This is a genomic window from Alteromonas australica (assembly GCF_000730385.1).
GTDB lineage: Bacteria > Pseudomonadota > Gammaproteobacteria > Enterobacterales > Alteromonadaceae > Alteromonas > Alteromonas australica.
The window spans coordinates 17,660-40,539 of record NZ_CP008849.1 but is presented as its reverse complement, the minus strand read 5'-3'; the positions used below and the strand labels follow the sequence as shown (position 1 = coordinate 40,539).

Annotated in this window: 18 protein-coding genes, 3 rRNA genes and 2 pseudogenes; 10 read left to right on the top strand and 13 right to left on the bottom strand. The window is 46.4% G+C overall.

The genetic code is table 11. The annotated features are described in order from the left end of the window. The first annotated feature begins 43 nt into the window (after positions 1-43). The 4 genes from EP13_RS00185 to EP13_RS00170 all read left to right on the top strand — a co-directional run bounded on the left by EP13_RS00185 (position 44) and on the right by EP13_RS00170 (position 3,373). Positions 44-835 (top strand): type 2 periplasmic-binding domain-containing protein, encoded by a 792-nt coding sequence (locus EP13_RS00185; RefSeq protein ID WP_044055428.1) that lies wholly within the window; start codon positions 44-46, stop codon positions 833-835. 102 nt (positions 836-937) lie between these two features. Next, a complete protein-coding gene (locus tag EP13_RS00180; protein WP_231401211.1) occupies positions 938-1,672 on the top strand; it encodes a substrate-binding periplasmic protein in 735 nt (244 codons plus the stop codon). Between the two features lie 163 nt (positions 1,673-1,835). Continuing rightward, positions 1,836-2,363 (top strand): acyloxyacyl hydrolase, encoded by a 528-nt coding sequence (locus tag EP13_RS00175; protein WP_044055426.1) that lies wholly within the window; start codon positions 1,836-1,838, stop codon positions 2,361-2,363. Positions 2,364-2,521: 158 nt separating this feature from the next. Continuing rightward, a complete protein-coding gene (locus tag EP13_RS00170; protein ID WP_044055425.1) occupies positions 2,522-3,373 on the top strand; it encodes a DUF2785 domain-containing protein in 852 nt (283 codons plus the stop codon). Between the two features lie 83 nt (positions 3,374-3,456). On the opposite strand, the gene rrf is transcribed toward EP13_RS00170, so the two are convergent. From rrf to EP13_RS00155, 3 genes are all read right to left on the bottom strand, one after another. Next, positions 3,457-3,572, bottom strand: a 5S ribosomal RNA gene (rrf, locus tag EP13_RS00165). A 40-nt stretch (positions 3,573-3,612) separates the two neighbouring features. After that, positions 3,613-6,488: ribosomal RNA gene (locus EP13_RS00160) — 23S ribosomal RNA — on the bottom strand. A 233-nt stretch (positions 6,489-6,721) separates the two neighbouring features. Further along, positions 6,722-8,253 (bottom strand): 16S ribosomal RNA (locus EP13_RS00155). The 16S, 23S and 5S rRNA genes sit together here, the layout of an rRNA operon. Positions 8,254-8,307: 54 nt before the next feature. Between EP13_RS00155 and EP13_RS00150 the strand changes: the two genes are divergently transcribed. Beyond that, on the top strand, positions 8,308-8,859 hold the full coding sequence (locus EP13_RS00150) for a gamma carbonic anhydrase family protein (RefSeq protein ID WP_081869405.1): 552 nt from the start codon (positions 8,308-8,310) through the stop codon (positions 8,857-8,859). A 68-nt stretch (positions 8,860-8,927) separates the two neighbouring features. On the opposite strand, the gene aroE is transcribed toward EP13_RS00150, so the two are convergent. Further along, on the bottom strand, positions 8,928-9,749 hold the full coding sequence (aroE, locus tag EP13_RS00145) for a shikimate dehydrogenase (RefSeq protein ID WP_044055424.1): 822 nt from the start codon (positions 9,747-9,749) through the stop codon (positions 8,928-8,930). Here aroE and EP13_RS00140 point away from each other — a divergent pair. Further along, complete coding sequence (locus EP13_RS00140; RefSeq protein WP_044055423.1) at positions 9,748-10,179, top strand: group II truncated hemoglobin; 432 nt, start codon at positions 9,748-9,750, stop codon at positions 10,177-10,179. The genes aroE and EP13_RS00140 overlap by 2 nt on opposite strands. Before the next feature lie 49 nt (positions 10,180-10,228). Here EP13_RS00140 and EP13_RS00135 read toward each other — a convergent pair. The 7 genes and pseudogenes from EP13_RS00135 to EP13_RS00105 form a co-directional block, all read right to left on the bottom strand. Next, positions 10,229-10,902: pseudogene (locus tag EP13_RS00135) on the bottom strand (OmpW/AlkL family protein). 153 nt (positions 10,903-11,055) lie between these two features. Continuing rightward, a complete protein-coding gene (gene hemF / locus EP13_RS00130) occupies positions 11,056-11,988 on the bottom strand; it encodes an oxygen-dependent coproporphyrinogen oxidase (protein ID WP_044055422.1) in 933 nt (310 codons plus the stop codon). Beyond that, positions 11,985-12,560 (bottom strand): Sua5/YciO/YrdC/YwlC family protein, encoded by a 576-nt coding sequence (locus tag EP13_RS00125; protein ID WP_044055421.1) that lies wholly within the window; start codon positions 12,558-12,560, stop codon positions 11,985-11,987. Before EP13_RS00125 ends, hemF begins: the two co-directional genes overlap by 4 nt. 18 nt (positions 12,561-12,578) lie before the next feature. After that, entirely contained in the window at positions 12,579-13,133 is a 555-nt protein-coding gene (locus EP13_RS00120) for a DNA topoisomerase family protein (protein ID WP_044055420.1), read from the bottom strand. Positions 13,134-13,160: 27 nt separating this feature from the next. Continuing rightward, complete coding sequence (locus EP13_RS00115; protein ID WP_044055419.1) at positions 13,161-13,637, bottom strand: DUF494 family protein; 477 nt, start codon at positions 13,635-13,637, stop codon at positions 13,161-13,163. Position 13,638: 1 nt separating this feature from the next. Continuing rightward, positions 13,639-14,760: a DNA-processing protein DprA gene (dprA, locus tag EP13_RS00110; RefSeq protein ID WP_044445859.1), complete on the bottom strand. Its 1,122-nt coding sequence runs from the start codon at positions 14,758-14,760 to the stop codon at positions 13,639-13,641. A gap of 36 nt (positions 14,761-14,796) precedes the next feature. After that, positions 14,797-15,888, bottom strand: a complete 1,092-nt coding sequence (locus EP13_RS00105) for a LysM peptidoglycan-binding domain-containing protein (protein ID WP_231497897.1) — start codon at positions 15,886-15,888, stop codon at positions 14,797-14,799. A gap of 190 nt (positions 15,889-16,078) precedes the next feature. On the opposite strand from EP13_RS00105, the gene def reads away from it, so the two are divergent. The 4 genes and pseudogenes from def (at position 16,079) to trkA (ending at position 20,280) form a co-directional block, all read left to right on the top strand. After that, complete coding sequence (def, locus tag EP13_RS00100) at positions 16,079-16,588, top strand: peptide deformylase (protein WP_044055418.1); 510 nt, start codon at positions 16,079-16,081, stop codon at positions 16,586-16,588. 8 nt (positions 16,589-16,596) lie between these two features. Beyond that, the gene (gene fmt / locus EP13_RS00095; RefSeq protein WP_044055417.1) at positions 16,597-17,553 is read left to right on the top strand and encodes a methionyl-tRNA formyltransferase; all 957 of its coding nucleotides are present in this window, start codon (positions 16,597-16,599) and stop codon (positions 17,551-17,553) included. Further along, the gene (gene rsmB, locus EP13_RS00090) at positions 17,553-18,875 is read left to right on the top strand and encodes a 16S rRNA (cytosine(967)-C(5))-methyltransferase RsmB (RefSeq protein WP_044055416.1); all 1,323 of its coding nucleotides are present in this window, start codon (positions 17,553-17,555) and stop codon (positions 18,873-18,875) included. Before fmt ends, rsmB begins: the two co-directional genes overlap by 1 nt. A 24-nt stretch (positions 18,876-18,899) precedes the next feature. Further along, a pseudogene (gene trkA, locus EP13_RS00085) lies at positions 18,900-20,280 on the top strand (Trk system potassium transporter TrkA). Between the two features lie 14 nt (positions 20,281-20,294). Here trkA and EP13_RS00080 read toward each other — a convergent pair. Both EP13_RS00080 and elbB read right to left on the bottom strand, forming a co-directional pair. After that, positions 20,295-21,746 (bottom strand): TrkH family potassium uptake protein, encoded by a 1,452-nt coding sequence (locus EP13_RS00080; RefSeq protein ID WP_044055414.1) that lies wholly within the window; start codon positions 21,744-21,746, stop codon positions 20,295-20,297. A gap of 134 nt (positions 21,747-21,880) precedes the next feature. After that, the gene (elbB, locus tag EP13_RS00075) at positions 21,881-22,534 is read right to left on the bottom strand and encodes an isoprenoid biosynthesis glyoxalase ElbB (protein WP_044055412.1); all 654 of its coding nucleotides are present in this window, start codon (positions 22,532-22,534) and stop codon (positions 21,881-21,883) included. Between the last annotated feature and the right edge of the window lie 346 nt (positions 22,535-22,880).

Genomic DNA, 22,880 nt, shown 5'->3' with positions numbered 1-22,880 from the left:
TGAGACTCGGTGGTAAAACATTAATGCTGAATTGGAGTAACGTATGAAGCAGATATTACTTTGTCTACTGCTTATGCTATTTAGCACGCAACTAAGCGCAGAAAAGTACATCGTTGGCGCGCAAAATATTGGCTACTACCCGCATTATGACTTCTCTGCATCAGAGGACAAAGGCGTAGGCTGGGCCATTCTTGAAGCCTTCTCGGCACACTCTGGCCATGAATTTATTTATCTAAGCATGCCAATACGTCGCTTACAACTGGAGCTACTGAAAGGCCATGTAGACTTTGTGTACCCTGACAACCCTGGTTGGTACAACCAAGTCACTAAAAATACCGACAAGTACTTTTCCTCTCCGCTAACCAACGCCATTACGGGCACCTTTGTATCAAAAGATAACACAGGTAATACCATGGCTCGCATTAAGCGAATAGCGATGCCATTAGGGTTTACGCCAGTGAATTGGCAGCAACAGGTAGACAAAAAACAAACTAAGCTGGTATGGGTATCCGATATTGAGGCAGGAATGTGGTTGGTACAAAAGCGCAGAGTAGATGCGATTGACTTAGAAATGCATGTTGCTTCGCATATTAGCAAAAATGTGAATGGACTGGCGCCTCTCACGTTAGATCTTACCCTACCCCATAATGAAATCCCTTTCATGCTCTCATCATTGCGCCACAAAGGTATTATTGATGAGCTAAATCAATTTATTGAAAATAACCCAAATAAGATAAGGGAAATAAAAAATACATACGGTATTATAAGTTTTCGCAAACTTAAGCCAGAATTGATGAAAGAGCAACGTGTCTCTGAAGCGCAAGTATGGCAATAATGAGTAACGAAGGATGACGTTAACGCGATGAAATCAAAAGTGAACACATGGGTTCTGAGACTAATAGCATTCACTATTTTTAGTGTATGCAGTGCTAACAGTATGGCCGATAAATTCGTTATTGGTGCACAGCGCCTTGACTACTTCCCTCACTATGATTTCACCTCATCCAGAGATAGAGGGGTAGCCTGGGCGATATTAGAAGCTTTCTCTAAGTACTCCGGCCATGAATTAGTGTATTTAAGTTTGCCGGTGAAACGCCTACAAATAGAGCTACAAAAAGGGAATATAGATTTCGTCTTTCCTGACAACCCTCGCTGGGATAACGGTATTCAGGCTACGCAAAAGAAAGTATTTTCCGAACCACTTGTTCACACGCTAACCGGCAGTTTCCTCACTGAAGAGAAACGGGGTCACACTATTTCATCCATTAAAACCCTTGCAGTACCTAAAGGCTTTACCCCGGTTAAATGGAAGCAGCGAATCAATAGTAACCTCGTTAAAGTGATTGAAGTCGACGACGTTTACGAGGGCTTACAACTTGTAAATCAGGGTAAGGCAGATGCGATTGATCTTGAGTATCATGTGGTGGACTATTTTGTAAAACGTTACCCACAACTCGCTGGCATTGAACTGGATATTACCCTTCCTTATAAAGATGTGCCCTTTCAGCTTTCAACCGTCAATCAACCTGAGGTTATCGCGCAGCTGAATCAGTTTTTAATTGAACATGCTAGTGAAGTGTCTCAAATTGTAAAATCCTACCAGATAAAACAACCTGATGCGTTGGTAAAACAGCTTACTCTTGGTATCAACGAAACGGCAAACAATCAGTAGTCGAGCCTTAAGTATTTCCCACTGTAAGAAATACTAAAGGTAAGTAATACTGAAACACCCGCCCATTAGCCCGCTCATAAAAATAAATATAACCAATTGAAAAATATGCCCTTTATTCAGTGGTCATGATTTTGCTTATCTAGAGCATAGATAAGGAGTAATCATGAATAAGGTATTCAAACATTTATTAATTTTCGCATTGTTCACGCCTACCTTAGCGCTTGCTAAGCAAACTGTCAGTGTGGATTACATGCACGGTTTTGACGATATTGATGGCGTGAGGTTTGCGTATCGCCCCGTTGAACAAACGCTAGCGACTGACTGGTTTGGCGATCTTAAGTTGTATTGGGAAGTGAGCGCAGTGGTATGGGAATATGGTGAAGATGATACACACAGTACCAGTTATGGCGTGTCTCTTACTCCGGTATTCATGAAACAAGTAACCACACTTTATGACAAATACCCCGTCTATTTAGAAGCTGGTATAGGCGCTAGTTATATTGGTGATCAAAAGGTTGCAGGTAAAGATATAGGCTCAAATTATCAATTTGAAGATAGGCTAGGTGTATTTATAGAGTTGGATAAAAATCAGCATGTGGCATTACGCTATATGCACTTTTCTAATGGCGGCCTAAACAACGATAACCCTGGGCTAGACTTCCTTAATTTATCTTACGCCTACCACTTTTAAACACCGATTTCTTATGGTCACCGATGCGTTGGGCTCAACGGTTGGTGACCGTATAACGCAATTCAACCTACATTTCCCTAGTACCTACCGCTAATCCATGTCTATTACTCTATAGATAGGCTATGAGTAAGGTATACAAAGAAGAATAAAGCGCCCTTATGAACCTAAAATACACCCTACTATTGTGCGGTATGTGCTACCCATTGCCTGTGTATGCTAACCCAACCCCTGACTGCGATATTGAGAAAAACACTAAAATAACGGCGCAAGCGCCAGCAAGTTTGCTTCCCTGCTTTGCCTCCCCTTCTCCTGCTATAAGGGATGACTACGCATTGACAACATTTAGCCATATTCTGCGCACGGGTCAGGTCAGTGAGGCCGCGCTTGTTAGTATGATATCGGATATTCAAGAACAGTTGCGCAATCCGCGTGCTCAACAGTACCACAAAGCCTTTCTTACCTTAGGGTTAGCTGAAATTGCTCGCGTTGATAGAATTACGCCGTTTCTTAATGAGAGTCAGCGCAAGGCGTTAGTAGAAACAGCAATATTTCTATTTAAAACCACCACAGACTTTACTGGCTTTGATGATAAGTACGGCTATATTCATCAAATTCCTCATACTGCTGATCTAGTCTTGCAGCTAGCGTTAAATGAACGTATTTCTCAACACCAACTTATTGCCTTAGCACAATCATTGAAAACAGTGATCAACCCAAGCCAAGTCGTTTTCTATCACACAAATGAACCGGATAGATTAGCAAGAGCCAGTATTTACCTATTCTTACGAAAAGAGCTAAGTGAAGCATTTATTACTCAATGGTTAGAAGACGTGTCTTTACCCCCCAACGGTAGTTGGGAAGCGGCTTATCAAAGTAAGAAAGGACTAGCAGCCATGCATAATGTGAAGGGCTTTTTAGGGCGACTATTACTGACAAGCTACGATAAACAGAACGAAAGGATTGCACTGGTACACGCACATGCGCTAGCACAGTTAAGACGTGTAAGGTAAAGTAAGAAAGGGTTTTGATGGACTCAAAGCAAGAACGAATTGAATGTGTAGAGAACAAACAGCTTTCCGAATTTTAAGAATTTGCTTGGCAGTGTCCTACTCTCACATGGGGAAACCCCACACTACCATCGGCGCTAATACGTTTCACTTCTGAGTTCGGAATGGGTTCAGGTGGGTCCAAAACGCTATGGTCGCCAAGTCCCTATTAGAAAAACCCGCCTTATGGCGGGTAGGCGTTGTATGGTTAGCCTCTCGGGCAATTAGTACAGGTTAGCTTAACGCCTTACAACGCTTCCACACCCTGCCTATCAACGTCATCGTCTATAACAACCCTTCCAGACCTTAAAGGTCAGGGATGACTCATCTTTGGGCCGGCTTCCCGCTTAGATGCTTTCAGCGGTTATCCGTTCCGAACGTAGCTACCGGGCAATGCCATTGGCATGACAACCCGAACACCAGCGGTTCGTCCACTCCGGTCCTCTCGTACTAGGAGCAGCTCCCATCAATCATCCAACGCCCACACCAGATAGGGACCGAACTGTCTCACGACGTTCTAAACCCAGCTCGCGTACCACTTTAAATGGCGAACAGCCATACCCTTGGGACCGACTTCAGCCCCAGGATGTGATGAGCCGACATCGAGGTGCCAAACACCGCCGTCGATATGAACTCTTGGGCGGTATCAGCCTGTTATCCCCGGAGTACCTTTTATCCGTTGAGCGATGGCCCTTCCATACAGAACCACCGGATCACTAAGACCTACTTTCGTACCTGCTCGACGTGTCTGTCTCGCAGTCAAGCGCGCTTTTGCCTTTATACTCTGCGACCGATTTCCGACCGGTCTGAGCGCACCTTCGTACTCCTCCGTTACTCTTTAGGAGGAGACCGCCCCAGTCAAACTGCCCACCATACACTGTCCTCGATCCGGATCACGGACCAGAGTTAGAACCTCAAGCATGCCAGGGTGGTATTTCAAGGATGGCTCCACGCGAACTGGCGTCCACGCTTCAAAGCCTCCCACCTATCCTACACAAGCAGGCTCAAAGTCCAGTGTAAAGCTACAGTAAAGGTTCACGGGGTCTTTCCGTCTAGGTGCGGGTACACAGCATCTTCACTGCGATTTCAATTTCACTGAGTCTCGGGTGGAGACAGCGTGGCCATGGTTACACCATTCGTGCAGGTCGGAACTTACCCGACAAGGAATTTCGCTACCTTAGGACCGTTATAGTTACGGCCGCCGTTTACCGGGGCTTCGATCAAGAGCTTCGTCCGAGGACTAACCCCATCAATTAACCTTCCGGCACCGGGCAGGTGTCACACCCTATACGTCCTCTTACGAGTTTGCAGAGTGCTGTGTTTTTAATAAACAGTCCCAGCCACCTGGTCACTGCGGCCTCCATGTGCTTACGACGCGAAGTCTTCACACACAGAGGCGTACCTTCTCCCGAAGTTACGGTACAATTTTGCCGAGTTCCTTCACCCGAGTTCTCTCAAGCGCCTTAGTATTCTCTACCTGACCACCTGTGTCGGTTTGGGGTACGGTTCATATAATCATAAGTTTAGAAGCTTTTCCTGGAAGCAGGGCATCAACAACTTCACCACCTTAAAGGTGGCTCGTCTCGTGTCTCGACTTTAAGAACCCGGATTTACCTAAGTTCTCGGTCTACGCACTTTCACTTGGACAACCAACGCCAAGCTTGCCTAGCCTTCTCCGTCCCTCCATCACTGATTATATAAGTACGGAAATATTAATCCGTTTCCCATCGACTACGCATTAGATCGGAAGCTTAGGGGCCGACTTACCCTGCCCTGATTAGCATGGGACAGGAAACCTTGGTCTTCCGGCGTGGGAGTTTTTCACTCCATTATCGTTACTCATGTCAGCATTCGCACTTGTGATATGTCCAGCAAGCTTTACAACTCACCTTCATCCACTTACACAACGCTCCCCTACCCAGCAAGTAAACTTGCTGCCGCAGCTTCGGTATATTGCTTAGCCCCGTTACATCTTCCGCGCAGGCCGACTCGACTAGTGAGCTATTACGCTTTCTTTAAAGGGTGGCAGTGATACAGCCAACCTCCTAGCTGTCTGTGCCTTCCCACATCGTTTCCCACTTAGCAATATTTTGGGACCTTAGCTGGCGGTCTGGGTTGTTTCCCTCTCCACGACGGACGTTAGCACCCGCCGTGTGTCTCCCGGATAGTTCTCATTGGTATTCGGAGTTTGCAAAGGGTTGGTAAGTCGGGATGACCCCCTAGCCTTAACAGTGCTCTACCCCCAATGGAATTCGTCTGAGGCGCTACCTAAATAGCTTTCGAGGAGAACCAGCTATCTCCGAGCTTGATTAGCCTTTCACTCGATCCACAAGTCATCCCCTACCTTTTCAACGGGAGTGGGTTCGGTCCTCCAGTCAGTGTTACCTAACCTTCAACCTGCTCATGGTAGATCCCCGGTTTCGGGTCTATACCCAGCGACTAGCGCCCTATTAAGACTCGCTTTCGCTACGCCTACCCTATACGGTTAAGCTTGCCACTGAATATAAGTCGCTGACCCATTATACAAAAGGTACGCAGTCACCCCGAAGGGCTCCCACTGCTTGTACGTATACGGTTTCAGGTTCTATTTCACTCCCCTCACAGGGGTTCTTTTCGCCTTTCCCTCACGGTACTGGTTCACTATCGGTCAGTCAGTAGTATTTAGCCTTGGAGGATGGTCCCCCCATGTTCAGACAAAGTTTCTCGTGCTCCGTCCTACTCGATTTCACTTCAAAGATCCTTTCGCGTACGGGGCTATCACCCACTATGGCCGCACTTTCCAGAGCGTTCCGCTAAAATCAATGAAGCTTAAGGGCTTTCCCCGTTCGCTCGCCGCTACTAGGGGAATCTCGTTTGATTTCTTTTCCTAAGGGTACTTAGATGTTTCAGTTCCCCTCGTTCGCCTCGTTACGCTATGTATTCACGTACACGATACCTAGGTAAACAGGTGGGTTTCCCCATTCGGACATCTGTGGCTCAAATGCATTTTGTCGGCTCACCACAGCTTTTCGCAGACTTACACGTCCTTCATCGCCTCTAACTGCCAAGGCATCCACCGTATACGCTTCGTCACTTAACAAAAAATGTTATTGTCCTTTAAACCTTTATTTGTGGAAACGATGGTATACCTTTCTGCAAGTAGTACCAATACCCCCATTATTTTAGGCAACCGCCTCTAGAGAAGGTTGGTATCCATAAAAACTGTGAAAAGCAGTACGATATATATGCATAGTGAGGGTATTTTGAGCAAACAAAAGGAATATGACACTTTTTTGAAAATACTTGTTGACGTGAGCGCTCACGATTCCTTAGAAAGGAGGTGATCCAGCCGCACCTTCCGATACGGCTACCTTGTTACGACTTCACCCCAATCATCTGTCCCACCTTAGGCGGCTGGCTCCAAAAGGTTACCCCACCGACTTCGGGTGTTACAAACTCTCGTGGTGTGACGGGCGGTGTGTACAAGGCCCGGGAACGTATTCACCGCGGCATGCTGATCCGCGATTACTAGCGATTCCGGCTTCATGCAGGCGAGTTGCAGCCTGCAATCCGAACTGAGAATAGATTTATGGGATTGGCTCGACCTCGCGGCTTCGCGACCCTTTGTTCTATCCATTGTAGCACGTGTGTAGCCCAGGTCATAAGGGGCATGATGATTTGACGTCATCCCCACCTTCCTCCGGTTTGTCACCGGCAGTCACCTTAGAGTGCCCAACTGAATGCTGGCAACTAAGATCAAGGGTTGCGCTCGTTGCGGGACTTAACCCAACATCTCACGACACGAGCTGACGACAGCCATGCAGCACCTGTGTCTGAGTTCCCGAAGGCACCAATCCATCTCTGGAAAGTTCTCAGCATGTCAAGTGTAGGTAAGGTTCTTCGCGTTGCATCGAATTAAACCACATGCTCCACCGCTTGTGCGGGCCCCCGTCAATTCATTTGAGTTTTAACCTTGCGGCCGTACTCCCCAGGCGGTCTACTTAGCGCGTTAGCTTCGCTACTCACGACTTAAAGTCACAAACAGCTAGTAGACAGCGTTTACGGTGTGGACTACCAGGGTATCTAATCCTGTTCGCTACCCACACTTTCGCACATGAGCGTCAGTCTTTGGCCAGGGAGTCGCCTTCGCCACTGATGTTCCTCCAGATATCTACGCATTTCACCGCTACACCTGGAATTCCACTCCCCTCTCCAGACTCTAGTCTGCCAGTTCTAAATGACTATCCCAGGTTGAGCCCGGGGCTTTCACATCTAGCTTAACAAACCGCCTGCGTGCGCTTTACGCCCAGTAATTCCGATTAACGCTCGCACCCTCCGTATTACCGCGGCTGCTGGCACGGAGTTAGCCGGTGCTTCTTCTGTTGTTAACGTCACGGCTAGCAGGTATTAACTACTAACTTTTCCTCACAACTGAAAGTGCTTTACAACCCGAAGGCCTTCTTCACACACGCGGCATGGCTGCATCAGGGTTTCCCCCATTGTGCAATATTCCCCACTGCTGCCTCCCGTAGGAGTCTGGACCGTGTCTCAGTTCCAGTGTGGCTGATCTTCCTCTCAGAACAGCTAGAGATCGTTGCCTTGGTAAGCCATTACCTTACCAACTAGCTAATCTCACTTGGGCCTCTCTTTGCGCCGGAGCCTAAGCCCCGTTTGGTCCGTAGACATTATGCGGTATTAGCAGTCGTTTCCAACTGTTATCCCCCTCGCAAAGGCAAGTTCCCAAGCATTACTCACCCGTCCGCCACTCGTCATCTTCTAGCAAGCTAGAAATGTTACCGTTCGACTTGCATGTGTTAGGCCTGCCGCCAGCGTTCAATCTGAGCCATGATCAAACTCTTCAATTAAATATTCTTTCTGGCGTTCAGGAGGCTTGCTGTTTTGCTTTTCCCCCGAAGCGGATGCGCATTTTAGGGAAAGTGGCGCTACGTACTTATCATTCTATTTACCCGCAACTTGGTGCAGGCTGCTATGTTGATGAGTCATCGATAATAGTAGGCGACGTTATATTAGAAGACGACGCCAGCATATGGCCCTTAGTGGCAGCTCGCGGTGATGTAAACAAAATAAGAATAGGTCAACGCTCAAATGTACAAGACGGCAGCGTACTTCACGTTACCCGTAAGTCACCACAAAACCCTGATGGGTTTCCATTAATCATTGGTGATGATGTTACCGTTGGTCACAAGTGTATGCTGCACGGTTGCACCTTAGGGAATAGAATCCTAGTTGGTATGGGCGCAATAATAATGGACGGCGTGGTAGTGGAAGACGATGTGTTTATAGGGGCGGGTACGCTGGTGCCGCCAAATAAACGATTAGAAAGCGGTTATTTGTATGTGGGCAACCCGATGCAGAAGAAGCGTCCGTTAAACGCGTCCGAACGGGCTTTTTTGAAACAGTCTGCCGTGAATTACGTTAATCTCAAAAATGAGTATTTGTCACAGGGGTAATCCCCTTGCTTTTATACAGCGTAACCTGCCACGAGTGATTACGCTGTATCGTCATTCCGAGGCTCTTTTTAACTCACTATGGCGCGTAACTCAGATACTACTGTTTGTGTTCGTGGTGTTTTCCCCGTCCAAATCTGAAAAGCGCTAGCAGCTTGCTCTACTAACATACCTAGCCCATCGAGACACTGATTCACGCCTCGCGCTTTTGCTTCACGCATAAACAACGTCGGGGAATTTTTATAAACCATGTCATAGACCACCTCACAATCCTCTAATACTTTTGCGTCTATGCGACAAGGCAGTTCATTATGCAAACTTGCCGCTGTGGAATTAATGATGACGTGGGGTTTGACACTTGCGATATTATCAAGTGACACAACCGACAAGCGAGTGTGGTTGGTTTCATTTGCCACCTGCTCTGCCCGAGCGATTGTTCTATTGGTCATAATAAGAGATGCCACGCCCGCCTCTAGTAAGGGTGAAATCACCCCTCTCGCTGCACCACCGGCGCCAATGAGCAATACTCGTTTATTTTTTAAGGCTACGCCATTATTAAGTAAATCATTCACCAAGCCTACGCCATCAGTGTTGAACCCCTTTATGGTTCCATCCTCATGGTTCATTAATGTATTTACTGCTTTGGCATCTTTCGCCGCTTGATCATCCACCTGTGCTAAATGATAAGCATCTAGCTTAAACGGCATGGTGACGTTACACCCAATAGCATCTGGCTGCGCTAAAAAACGGGTGGCTGCCTCTACAAAACCCTCTTCTGGGGCAAGTATTTTTTCATAGGAGATGTCTTCATTACATTGCTGAGCAAACATTTGATGAATAGTTGGTGATAAACTCTGAGCAATAGGGTTTCCAAATACAGCGAATTTTTTCATGGCGATACGCGATTTCTTTAAATCAAAACAAAAAAGTGACAAACAGATTGATGAGACTACACCATATTACCGCATAGGTGGAGAAGAGAAGGTTCGGGAATTGGCGAATAGGTTTTACGACGTGATGGAAAATGATACTTATGCCGCCGAGCTATTGTCCATTCATCCTCAACCACTCGACAGGATCCGTCATGTGTTCTTTCTTTACTTAAGCTTGTGGCTTGGGGGCCCCGATATTTATCAGCAAGAGTTTGGCCACCCTAGGTTACGCGCGCGCCATCTACCTTTTACTGTGTCGCCAGCATTAAAAGAACAATGGATGTACTGCATGCGCAAAGCAATGATGACAACAGTAAGTGATGTGGCCCTTGCGCAAAAGCTGTTACAGGCCTTAGATCAGCTAGCCGAGCATATGATTAATACCAAGTAAGATGCACACCGACACTGTTGTCGGTATGCTTATCGTTTTTTGCGTCAGGCTAAAAAGTGTAACCTACAGAAACCGTGTACACCCAAGGGTCTATTTCAATACTGTCTACGCTACCTTTTGCATCACCCACGTTAAAAGATGCTTCGGTATCAATATCAATAAACCGCACCGATGCATTAATGTGCCATTTTTTATCTATGTTGTAGTCCATTCCCACCTGCGCTGATAACCCAAATGAATTATCCAGAGACAAATCACTTAAACCCGCATCGCTATTGGCGTCAGTAAATTCCTCGTCAAAGATGAAAGTGTAGTTTATACCCGCCCCAATATAGGGTTGGAATGCTGAATCAGGATTGTTGAAGTAATAGTTAGCAGTGAGTGTGGGGGTAAATGCGTGACTTCCCCAAGTTTATTTCCTGTTGTTAGCGGATCGGGTAGGGAGAAGTTTACATCGTGAGTAAATGGCGTAGCTGCCAATAATTCAATATTGATATTGTCCGTCACGAAATAAGCGATATTTAAACCTAGCTGGGTATTGTTATCGATGGTGAGCGATACCCCCAAGTCACTGCCGCCTGCGGTGATATTAGACGCGCTTTCGTCAGGTGCAACTGAGGTAAGGCCGCCTCGAATGATCCAATCACCTTGTTGATGAGCTAGGGCGACAGGTGAAGCCATTAGAACGGAAAGGCATAGTGCTGAAAGTGTCTTTGTGCGCATAGTGTGTCTCTTGTGTGTTGTAGAAGATACACGCACTTTACAGGTTTAATTTTATCAACCTTTGATCCAGCGCAAACAGCCTAATCCAGTGACGTTACGTAGTCATCATGATTGATATAGATCAAATGCGCCCTTCTAGCAGGGCGCAAATTACTACCAGTTTGTTGGTTTCAGCCAATCTGTCAGCTTTGCTTCTGCACTCCCTGGTGCTGGGGTATAACAATACTCCCATCTGGCTAGGGGTGGCATCGACATAAGAATAGATTCGGTTCTTCCGCCCGTTTGCAAGCCAAACAACGTGCCTCTGTCAAACACCAAATTAAACTCAACGTAACGCCCCCTGCGATACAACTGAAAATCCCGTTCTCGCGCTGAGTACTGGTTTTCTTTTCGTTTTTCGACAATAGGGATATAAGCATCAAGATAACCATTGCCTACAGCCTGCATAAAGGCAAAGGATTTTTCAAATCCCCATTCGTTGAGGTCGTCGAAAAATAATCCGCCCACGCCTCGGGTTTCGTCTCTATGTTTCAAATAGAAATACTTATCGCACCAGTCTTTATAGGTTTGATAAACCGCTTCACCAAAAGGCGCACAAAGCTTTTTCGCAGTATCGTGCCAGTGCACAACATCTTCTTTAAATGGATAGAATGGCGTGAGGTCAAACCCACCGCCAAACCACCAAATGGGGGCTTCACCTTCTTTTTCGGCAATGAAGAAACGAACGTTGGCATGCGAAGTGGGCACGTAGGGATTGTGGGGATGAATAACAAGTGAAACGCCCATGGCTTGGAAGTTGCGCCCCGCCAGCTCAGGCCTATTAGCTGTTGCAGATGCGGGCATTTGACTACCAAAAACATGAGAAAAGTTGACACCGCCTTGTTCAATAACCGCTCCGTTTTTGATTACACGAGAACGGCCACCGCCACCTTCTTCTCTTACCCAGCTGTCTTCTACAAATTGCCCTTTGCCATCGGCTAACTCTAACGTCTGACAAATATTGTCTTGTAGGCTTAACAGGTAGTGCTTTACTTGCTCAATAATGTCTTTCGCGCTTTTGCCATCTAATGTCAGTGCTTCACTCATGCTCTTATAATGTCCCCAGTTTCGCCATCTCTGATTGTACTTGGTTTGCTGCTCTCCCCTACACTACCCTCTACATACAACACGCTGTCCGCAAAAATAGCTTTTGCTTCATCGAGGGTTCGTGCTGGGGGTTGGCCAGTAAGGTTGGCGCTTGTGGAGACAACTGGCTTTCCTAACGTTTCACACATGGCTCGCACTGTTGGGTGATTAGATACCCTCACCGCTATTTTATCGTGCTTCCCGGTTAACCACATTGGCGCTGATGTCGACTTGGGCAATAACCACGTATTTGGTCCAGGCCAGCTAGAGAAAATCTCTGTGCGCATATCAGGGCGAATGGCGTTGTCATTTACATAGGGTAAAAGTTGGGAATAATTGGCTGCAACGAGAATAACGCCTTTTTCAATGGGTCGCTGTTTTATCTCTAGAAGCGCTAACACTGCAGATTCGCTGTCAGGATCGCAACCTATGCCCATTACCGCTTCGGTGGGATATACCAATAACATACCGTTTTCGAATGCCGCCACCATAGGATCTTGGCTGGCTACCGAATACTGGTTTTCACTCGTCATTCTAACGTGTCTCTAAAGTTAACTAATGTGTTCTTTCTTGAAGCCACAACTGGGCTGAGGACAACATATTTGCCCCTTTTTCTCTATGAGTACAGACCAACCGCAGTTTGGGCAAGCTTCATCAATGGGTTTGAAATTTAGCACATATCGGCATTGGGGATAATGATTACACGCGAAAAATTGTTTGCCATATTTGTTTGTGCGAGCAGTTAACTGCCCCTTTTCACATTTAGGGCATGCAACCTGGGTGTCTTCTTTCTGCTTTATGGCAGATATATAGTGGCACGAGGGAAAATGAGTACAGCCAATGAACATACCGAATCGGCCTTTTTTAATGGCCAAATCAGACGAACATTCAGGGCACTGAACGCCCTCTAGCGTTTTTAAAAGTGCGGTTTGATTATCGTGAAGGGGTTTACTGAACTCGCATTGCGGATACCCACTACAACCGATAAAGGGACCAGACTTACTGTGTTTTATTTCCAGCCGATTGTTGCACTGCGGACACTGGCCAAAATTATGCTCAAGGGCGTGAGCATCAGCAGAAAACAGCGAATGATCGATTTTCGACATAGCGTAACTACAGTGACGAGTTGCACATTAGTGCAACACGCCATCGGGTTCATCGAATAATAAATCTTCCATTTGTGCGTAGGCTTTTTCTTTTCCTGGCACATTAAATAACACCATCAGCACGACCCACTTAAGGTCTTCTAGACAAAATTCCGTGGAGTCTATTTCCATCACTCTGTCTATCACCATTTCTCGGGTTGAGGCATCCAACACCGCCACCTGCTCAAGAAATAATAAGAAACCTCTACACTCTACATCAAGCCGCATTTGCTCTTCATGGGTGTAAATTCGACTTAAGCTAGTGCTAATCCCTTTACAGAAATAAGGATTGATATCTGTTTCTTGTAACGCAGCTAATTTTTCCAACCACGCTAATGCTTTGTAAATCTCATCGTGATGAAAACCCGCGCGCACAAGCTCTTCCGTTAATTCGTCCTGATCTACACGAATTTCAGTTTCGCTGTGAATGAAGTTTTCAAACAGATACATGAGGATGTCGAACATTTTATTTCCCCCTCAATTTAACGTAACCACCAGGGATAGCAGCTACAAGACCACGCAACTCATATTCTAATAATTCTGCCATAGCCTGCTGAACAGGCATATTGCAACGCTGCGCTATTACATCAATAGCGGTGATGTCGTAATCCACACTATCTAATAATTTATCGGTTGCCAAGTTATTCACTTCACTTTTTTCGCTAATGTTGTTGTCCTTACCTAAATAAGCATAAGGTTGAACTGCAATTTCGTCGAAAATATCGTCAACACGCGTCACCAGTTTAGCGCCCTGCTGAATGAGCCAATGGCAACCTTCAGAATAAGCATGGGATATACTACCCGGAACTGCAAATACTTCTCGCCCCATATCTGCGGCCAAATTCGCAGTTATCAAGGTGCCACTCTTTATTTTCGCCTCAACCACCAAAGTACCCAGTGTCATCGCGGCAATAATTCTATTTCGCCGAGGGAAATGCCAAGGGTTGGCGGTTACCCCTGGGAAAAACTCTGTAATACAGGCACCATTCGCGCTAATGATGTCTTGGTGAAGCGCCGTGTTCTTCGTTGGGTAAACCTTATCAGGCCCAGTCCCCATAACAGCAATGGTCCCCGCGTTTTGAATCATCGCGCCTTTATGCGCGGATGCATCAATACCCGTTGCAAGGCCACTGGTGACCACCACACCATGGTTAACTAATTGTTCGGCAAACCCTTTTGCAATATCTCTACCTTGAAAACTCGAATTTCGACTGCCTACAATCGCAACTTGAGGTGCATTGAGCAGCGTCACATTACCTAATACGAACAAGATAAGCGGAGGGTTTTTTAGTTGCTTCAATAAGCGAGGGTAGTGTTCGCAAGTTATGGTGACAACATGATGTGAGCGACTTTGTGCCAACCATTGCTCAACACGCAACACCAGTTGAAGGTTGATATGTTGGCATAGCTCGGCCAATTTAGGATTTTGTAGATTCCCTTCACCGTGCATTTTGGTGATTTCAATGGCATCAAGATGCAGTTTGTCTATGGCATCAAGCCACTTACCCGCCCCCACTTTCACTGCTGATGCAAGAATTAACCACGCTTTTTGGTGCGGGTTTAAGTGTGTCAAGTTGCTGGTGTTCATTGCCGCTCCTGGTTGTATGCGGCAATGGGCGTATTGTTAGGGCTTAGCTACAATAAACCCCTTTGTTATGCCTTCACTTGCCCGCGATATAAGGCCGTAGCTCGCCTTATTAAACGTTTTAAAAATGATGATTTCGCCAACTTTAAGTGCTGGCTGTGCCAATTTTTTTGAAAAGAGATTGAGTCCGTCGGTACCGCCTGGCTCATCAATATACTGTGGCCGTTTTCCATCTATAATGTCGGGGCCCGCCGTGTAAACACCCATTACCATACCGGGCGCCACGTCAGCGTTACCTAAATTAACAATGACCACATCATACTTCCCTAATAAATTGTGATCGTGTAAGTCGCCTACGATTACACCCTGTTGTTGCTTAGCCGCTTGAAGATGTAAATCTGGCATGCGATCCGGCGTATAGGGAATGAGTTTGTCGCCCCGCTTCGCTTCTTGAAAAGATTGCGTCATTCTTAGGACATCTACGCCATCTTGTGCAGAAGAAAACCGTGTTGTATTAGCAATATGAGTAAGCTGTACCCCAAGTACCTCTCCATCTGGTGCATAAATAGTAGATTGCTTTCTTACCACTTGTAACTGATCCTCAGTACCGTTTGTTAGCGAACTAAGAATTAAATTATCATCGACAAAGCGGACATTCCCATGATGATTGCCTAATACGTAAGGCAAGGTCTGATAGGTGTCTTCATTCACCAAGTGGTGATGATGAATATAGGGCTGAATGGCGGAGGCAGGCAGAATATCAATAGGGACAGCTTTCGCGCTTCTGCGTGAAGCGGGGCTAAGGACAATCACCGGCTTATCCCTTTTTAAAGACATCACTGGCTGACCATTAAAAAAGGCTAAATTGATGACGTCGCCTGGGTAAATAAGGTGTGGATTCTGTATTTGCGTGTTGGTTCGCCATAGTTCCGGCCACACCCATGGCTCATCAAGAAAAACAGAGGCAATGTCCCACAGGGTATCCCCTTTTTTTACCGTATAGGTCTGCGGCGCATCGGTCTTAACTTGGCGGGCAGAGGCAGGCACACTTATCAGCATCATAAAAACCAGAATACCTAACGTGGCCTGTTGTAATCGCTTTTTTAAATTAAACATTTGTAGTTTTTTCACTGCCCATTGCTGTTGAAATTTCAGACAATAACGTTATATGCACTAATAACTCAGAATAGTGAGTTTGACTAAAAAAGTGCACTAAATGACGTGATATACGTTAGAATAGTAACTCAACAGGCACTGTAAAGTGTGCTGGCTATTAGATCGTATATGAATTTATACAGCGAAAAGGTTAAGTAAGCGACACATGGCTATATTAGACGTATTAAGTTTTCCAGACGAACGCCTTCGTACCGTGGCAAAGCCGGTAGAAGAAGTGAACGACGAAATTAAACAACTTGTTTCTGACATGTTTGAAACCATGAAAGACGAAAATGGCATTGGCTTGGCGGCAACGCAAGTAAACCGTCACGTTCAAGTTGTTGTCATGGATGTATCGGAAGATCAAAACGAGCCCCGCGTATTCATTAATCCTGAAATAACCCGCAAAGATGGCAGTACCATTAGCGAAGAAGGTTGCCTTTCGGTTCCAGGTAATTACGCGAAAGTGGAACGCGCTGAAGAGATTACTGTTAAAGCGTTAAATGAAGAAGGTGAAGCCTTTGAACTTGATGCTGAAGGTCTTTTGGCCATATGTATTCAACACGAACTTGATCATTTAAAAGGTAAGTTGTTCATCGATTACCTTTCACCGCTTAAGCGCCAACGTATTCGTAAAAAATTAGAAAAAGACGCTCGCCTAGCAGCGCGTGCATAAGGGTTGATGTGACTACACCATTACGCATTGTATTTGCTGGTACGCCCGATTTTGCTGCCAAGCACTTAGCGGCTTTACTTAATAGCGACCATCAAGTGGTTGCCGCCTATACTCAGCCAGACCGCCCGGCAGGACGAGGTAAAAAGCTAACCCCGAGTCCAGTGAAAGCCATGGCGCTTAGCCATGAGATTCCTGTTTATCAGCCAGCTTCGCTGAAAAGCAGTGACGCACAAGCCGAGCTACAGGCACTGAATGCGGATATTATGGTGGTTGTGGCCTATGGGTTAATCCTTCCTGTTGCGGTATTAGAAGCGCCCAAGTTAGGGTGTTTAAACGTGCATGGTTCAATTTTACCTAAGTGGCGAGGGGCTGCACCGATTCAAAGAGCGGTGTGGGCCGGTGATGATGAAACGGGTGTCACCATTATGCAAATGGATGAAGGGCTTGATACTGGCGACATGCTTCATATTGCTCGCATTCCCATTGCCAACACCGATACCAGCGCATCATTGTATGACAAGTTAGCCGATTTAGGCCCTACTGCGCTTTTACACACGCTAGATAACTTAGCGTCGCTTACGCCAAGCCCGCAAAATGATGCAGACGCCACCTACGCTAAAAAGCTCTCAAAAGAAGAAGCCTTTATTAACTGGCGTGATGATGCCCAGCAGATAGAGCGCAACATCCGGGCGTTTAATCCGTGGCCTGTGGCCTGGACCACCATTGCCGACCAGAATATTAAAATTTGGGCCGCTGATGTCGTGCACGACCTCCCCACAGGGCATGCGCCAGGCACTATCATCCAAGCAGATAAGCACGGGATAGTTGTGGCCACAGGCCGTGGTGGTTTGCGTATTCATTCGCTGCAAATTCCCGGGAAAAAAGCCTTGCCCGCCGTAGACGTGGTTAATGCACGTAAGGCATGGTTTGAACCTGGTACTTCTCTTAACACCTTGGACGACTAGTGAAACCCACTCCCCTTCCCAAACAAAAGAACCTGCGTGCCGATTGCGCGTGGGTTATTTACCAAATTTTAGAAAATGGCAAGTCATCCAGAGACTGTTTAGAGCGCGTTCAACGACGTCACAATCCCAGAGACAACGCGTGGATTCAGGAGATGTCGTTAGGCGTCATGCGCAAGCTGCCCTTACTACAGAATTGGCTTAGAGGGCTATTAGATAGACCCTTGAAAGGCAATAAGAAGGTGATTGAACACTTAATCTTACTCGGTTTGTATCAACTTGCGTTTTCGAGAGTGAGCCAGCATGCGGCGGTGGGCGAAACCGTTAACGCAGCGCCGTATTTAGGCGGCACCGGACTTAAAGGTTTGGTGAATGCTGTACTTCGAAATTTTGAGCGAGATGGCTTGGCGGATAAAGCCATCGACAACCCCATTATAGAAAGCGGGCTTCCGAAGTGGTTGTACAAAGCCATAGATAATGCCTATCTCGATGACGCAGATGCCGTTCGAGAGGCTACCAATGCGATGGCACCAATTTGGTTGCGAGTAAACCAAGGTAAAATTTCACGTGCCGATTTTATCGCGAGCTTAGAAGACGCAGACATTGAGTTTCAGTTAAGCGACCAGCATGGCGACGGTATTTTACTTTCTAAGCGACAAGATATTACCAGTTTACCCGGCTTTCACGAAGGGCACTTTGCCGTTCAAGATGGCGCTGCCCAGATGGCTGCTCAGTACCTTGATGCACAACCCAACGAACGTGTTCTCGATTGTTGCGCAGCACCAGGCGGCAAAACAGGGCACATTCTGGAGCGCACACCTTCCCTTGCATATTGCCTTGCCTTAGATGCTGATGCTTCCCGTTTAGCTCGGGTGCACGAAAACATGCATAGACTTGGGCATAACCCAGAGATTAAACAAGGCGATGCCTCCGATCTGTCTTCTTGGTGGGACGGCAAACACTTTGATCGCATTCTTCTGGATGCCCCATGCTCGGCCACGGGCGTTATTCGTCGTCATCCTGATATCCGGTGGCTACGCAAAGCCAGTGACATTGACAACCTCGCTTTATTACAGCGCCGAATTCTTGATACCTTGTGGACGACATTGAAGCCAGGGGGTACATTACTTTATGCAACTTGCTCTATTTTACCGCAAGAAAACCGCGAACAAATCCAACGTTTCCTAGCGAATAATGAAGACGCAATACTTAGCCCTATCGTTAAAACAGAAACCCCTGAGAAGCCAGGCCGACAGATTTTACCCGGCGAGCAACAAATGGATGGTTTCTATTATGCGAGGCTGGTAAAGTCGATTAGCAAATAAAAGCAATAAGGCACGTTAAGTTAGATGAAAATCATCATTTTGGGCGCAGGCCAAGTCGGCGGAACACTTGCTGAAAACTTGGTTGGAGAAAAAAACGAAATTACAGTTATCGACTCCGATCCTGTTACCTTGCGTGCACTGCAAGACAGATTAGATTTACAGGTAGTTAACGGCGTAGGCTCTCATCCCGACGTACTGAGGAAAGCTGGGGCTGAAGACGCTGACATGATCATCGCGGTCACCAATAGCGATGAAAGCAATATGTTGGCCTGCCAAGTGGCCTATAGTTTATTTAAAACGCCCACCAAGATAGCCCGTGTTCGTTCAGAACAATACATCATCTATCAAGAGCAATTATACAAACAACAAGACATACCGGTTGATCATATTATTGCGCCTGAACAACTTGTTACTAAAGCCATTAAACGCCTTATCGATTACCCCGGGGCATTGCAGGTGGTTGAATTTGCGGATGGCAAAGCAAGCCTAGTCGCAGTAAAGGCATACTATGGTGGTCTTCTTGTCGGCCATGCGCTTTCAGCATTAAAAGACCATATGCCCAACGTGGAAACCCGTGTGGCGGCAATTTATCGTCGCGGTCGTCCAATTCGGCCATTAGGTACCACCGTTATTGAAGCAGATGACGGAAGTGTTTTTTATCGCTGCCACTAAGCACATTCGTGCCGTAATGAGCGAATTGCAAAAACTGGAGTCTAGCTATAAGCGCATAATGATTGCCGGGGGCGGATTAATAGGCGCAGGCCTGGCTAAAAAGCTTGAACACAAACACAACGTAAAGCTGATTGAATATAGTCACGAACGCGCCAAATACCTGTCTGCCCATTTAGATAAAACCATTGTATTTAGCGGCGACGCGTCTGACCCAGAGTTATTAAGTGAAGAGAACGTCGAACAGGTGGATGCCTTTATTGCGGTAACCAATGACGATGAAGCCAATATCATGTCTGCCATGCTGGCCAAACGTATGGGCGCACAAAAAGCCATGGTGCTGATCCAGCGCAGCGCCTACGTAGATTTAGTGCAAGGCGGCGAAATCGATATTGCTTTTTCACCGCAACAAGCCACCATTTCTGCGCTATTAACCCATGTTCGTCGAGGTGATATTGTCAATGTGTATTCATTGCGACGTGGCGCAGCTGAAGCAATAGAAGCCATTGCCCATGGCGATGAAAACACCTCTAAAGTTGTTGGCCGGCAAATTAGTGATATAAAACTGCCTCCAGGTACCACCATAGGAGCAGTGGTTAGAGATGAACAAGTCATCATTGCGCACAGTGATACCAAGATAGAAGCCAACGACCACGTTATCCTGTTCTTGGTAGATAAGAAATACATCAGTGATGTAGAAAAACTCTTCCAACCAAGTGCGTTCTTTTTTGGCTAAGAGATATGCTATCGCTAGCTACGCCAAAATGTGGGCGAGAACAGTACCAGTAACGAAAATACTTCTAATCGCCCGAATACCATCCCCACCACTAAAATCCATTTACCAGGGTCGCTAACATCAGCGTAATTGGACGCCACACTTCCCAGGCCAGGCCCTAAGTTATTTAACATAGCAGCGGTAGCGGTAAATGCGCTTAAATTGTCTAAGCCGGTGGCAATAAGCCCTACCATCAATACCACAAACACGACGGCGTATGCTGAAAAGAACCCCCATACGGCCTCTACAACTCGATCTGGCATTGCCCGCTCACCTAGCTTAACGGCATACACCGCTTTGGGGTGGATGAGCCTATCAACTTCTCGCTTGCCTTGTAAAAACAGTAAGCAAACTCGCACCACTTTCAAGCCACCGCCTGTGGAGCTAGCGCACCCGCCAATGAAACTGGAAAAAATAAGAAGAATAGGTAAGAAAGTAGGCCATACGGAAAAGTCGGTGGTCGCAAAGCCTGCGGTGGTACTAATAGAGACCGCTTGAATCATGGCTTGGTCGAGGGCGGTTTCAGCCGACTCATAAAACCCCGACAACACCAACACTAAAAAGCAGATTAAAATAAGGGTAGCCTGAATAAAGAAGAACGCCTTAAATTCAGGATCTTTAAAATAGCCTTTTACCGAGCGGCTACTTACCGCCGCATAGTGCAGAGAAAAATTAAGTGCCGCAATAAGCAAAAATACCGTACACACGATATTCACTAAGGGGCTGTTGAAATACCCTAGACTGGCGTCATGATTTGAAAAACCGCCAATAGCAACGGTAGAAAATGCATGACAGATAGCATCAAAAAGATTCATACCGGCCAACCAGTACGCGCCAGCACAAGCAATAGTAAGGCTCAGATATATATACCAAAGGTGCTTGGCTGTATCTGCGATGCGTGGCGTCATTTTGTTATCTTTCACTGGCCCTGGCGTTTCCGCACGGTACAGCTGCATTCCCCCCACACCAAGTATTGGCAAGATAGCCACGGCCAATACGATGATACCCATACCGCCTAACCACTGTAGCTGCTGACGGTAAAACTGCACAGAGTGTGGCAGAAAATCGATGCCTTCAATAACGGTGGCACCTGTGGTTGTTAGCCCCGAAAACGATTCAAAAAAAGCGTCGGTAACCGACATAGAAGGCTGTTCTAATAAGATAAGAGGTATGGCCCCAACACTGGCAAGCACAGACCAAAAAAGCGCAACGATCAAAAAGCCTTCCCGCGCACGCAGATCATGTTTTTCTAATCGATTGGGATACCACAGGGCGATGCCCCCTAGCACACATAGGAAAAACGCCAGCGTAAAAGGCAAACCACTGCCATCTTGGTATATAAGCGAAACAACGGCAGGTGGTATCATTGTGACACTGAAAAGGGCAATGAGAAGCCCCAAAATACGTATAATCGCACGATAGTGCATGCTGCTTTTTGCCTTTTTGTTATTGTGTTACCCGAAGTCGTGGCGGGGATGCTGGGGCAATAAAACGCCCTATAACCTCAACTGATTATAGGGCGTTTACCACACAAGAGAAAACCCTTGTTAAGGGTTTATTACTATTTCATTGCTAATACGGTTTCTACCATTTTGCTGATCCCTTCATGCGCCTCACTGATTGACTGGGCTAACATGTATGCAGGCGTCGTCACCAATTTAGCTTCATTATCAACCACCACCTCGTCTACGGCGCAATTGACATGGGTAGCGCCCATTGCATTGATGCCGTTCGCGGTAGCTTCATCGTTACCTATGGTGAGTTTTACCCCTGTGTCGTAAACACTGGCGGCTAATGCCGGCGCAATACACGCATACCCCGCCGGCTTTTTCGCGTTGGCAAACGCCTGACAAATGCGTAATACTTCTTTATCGGGTTCACTATCTTGCCCCGCCACGGCAAACGTGCACAGATTTTTCGCTGCACCAAAGCCGCCAGGTAAGATTAACGCATCAAAATCTTCAACATGACATTCCGTAACAGGTTTAATGTCGCCTCTGGCAATACGGGCAGATTCAACTAATACGTTTCGAGTCTCACCTTCGCTAACCTCTGAGGTTAAATGATTCACAACGTGCAGTTGAGGTTTATCTGGCGCGAAACATTGATAGCTTCCACCACACTGCTCAATGGCTAATAGGGTTAATACCGCTTCGTGGAGTTCTGCCCCATCGAATACGCCGCTGCCACTTAAAATAACCGCCACTTTTTTCATAAATGCCTCCTAGACCTTGAGCAAACTGACTTATACTATTTTTGGCTATAAAACAGTCAACGCCAGAAAAAAAATTATTAATAAACGGTGTAAGATTGTTAATTTCTTATGCTACATTACTTGACCAACTTGGTTAAACCAAAAAAACAAGTTCACCAAGTTATCCACATTATAAGGAATGGCGAGTCGCAGGTAAGCTGTCTTCAATCTTAGCTTTCGTTCCCCTATTTTTATTGCGTTAGAAGGTGATCTTTAACTTGGCAAAGATCGCCTCGATCTTATTTGCCTAAACGGTAGATCACAAAGTTATCCACAGACAAGGATCGTATTATTCTTGCCTTGCTCT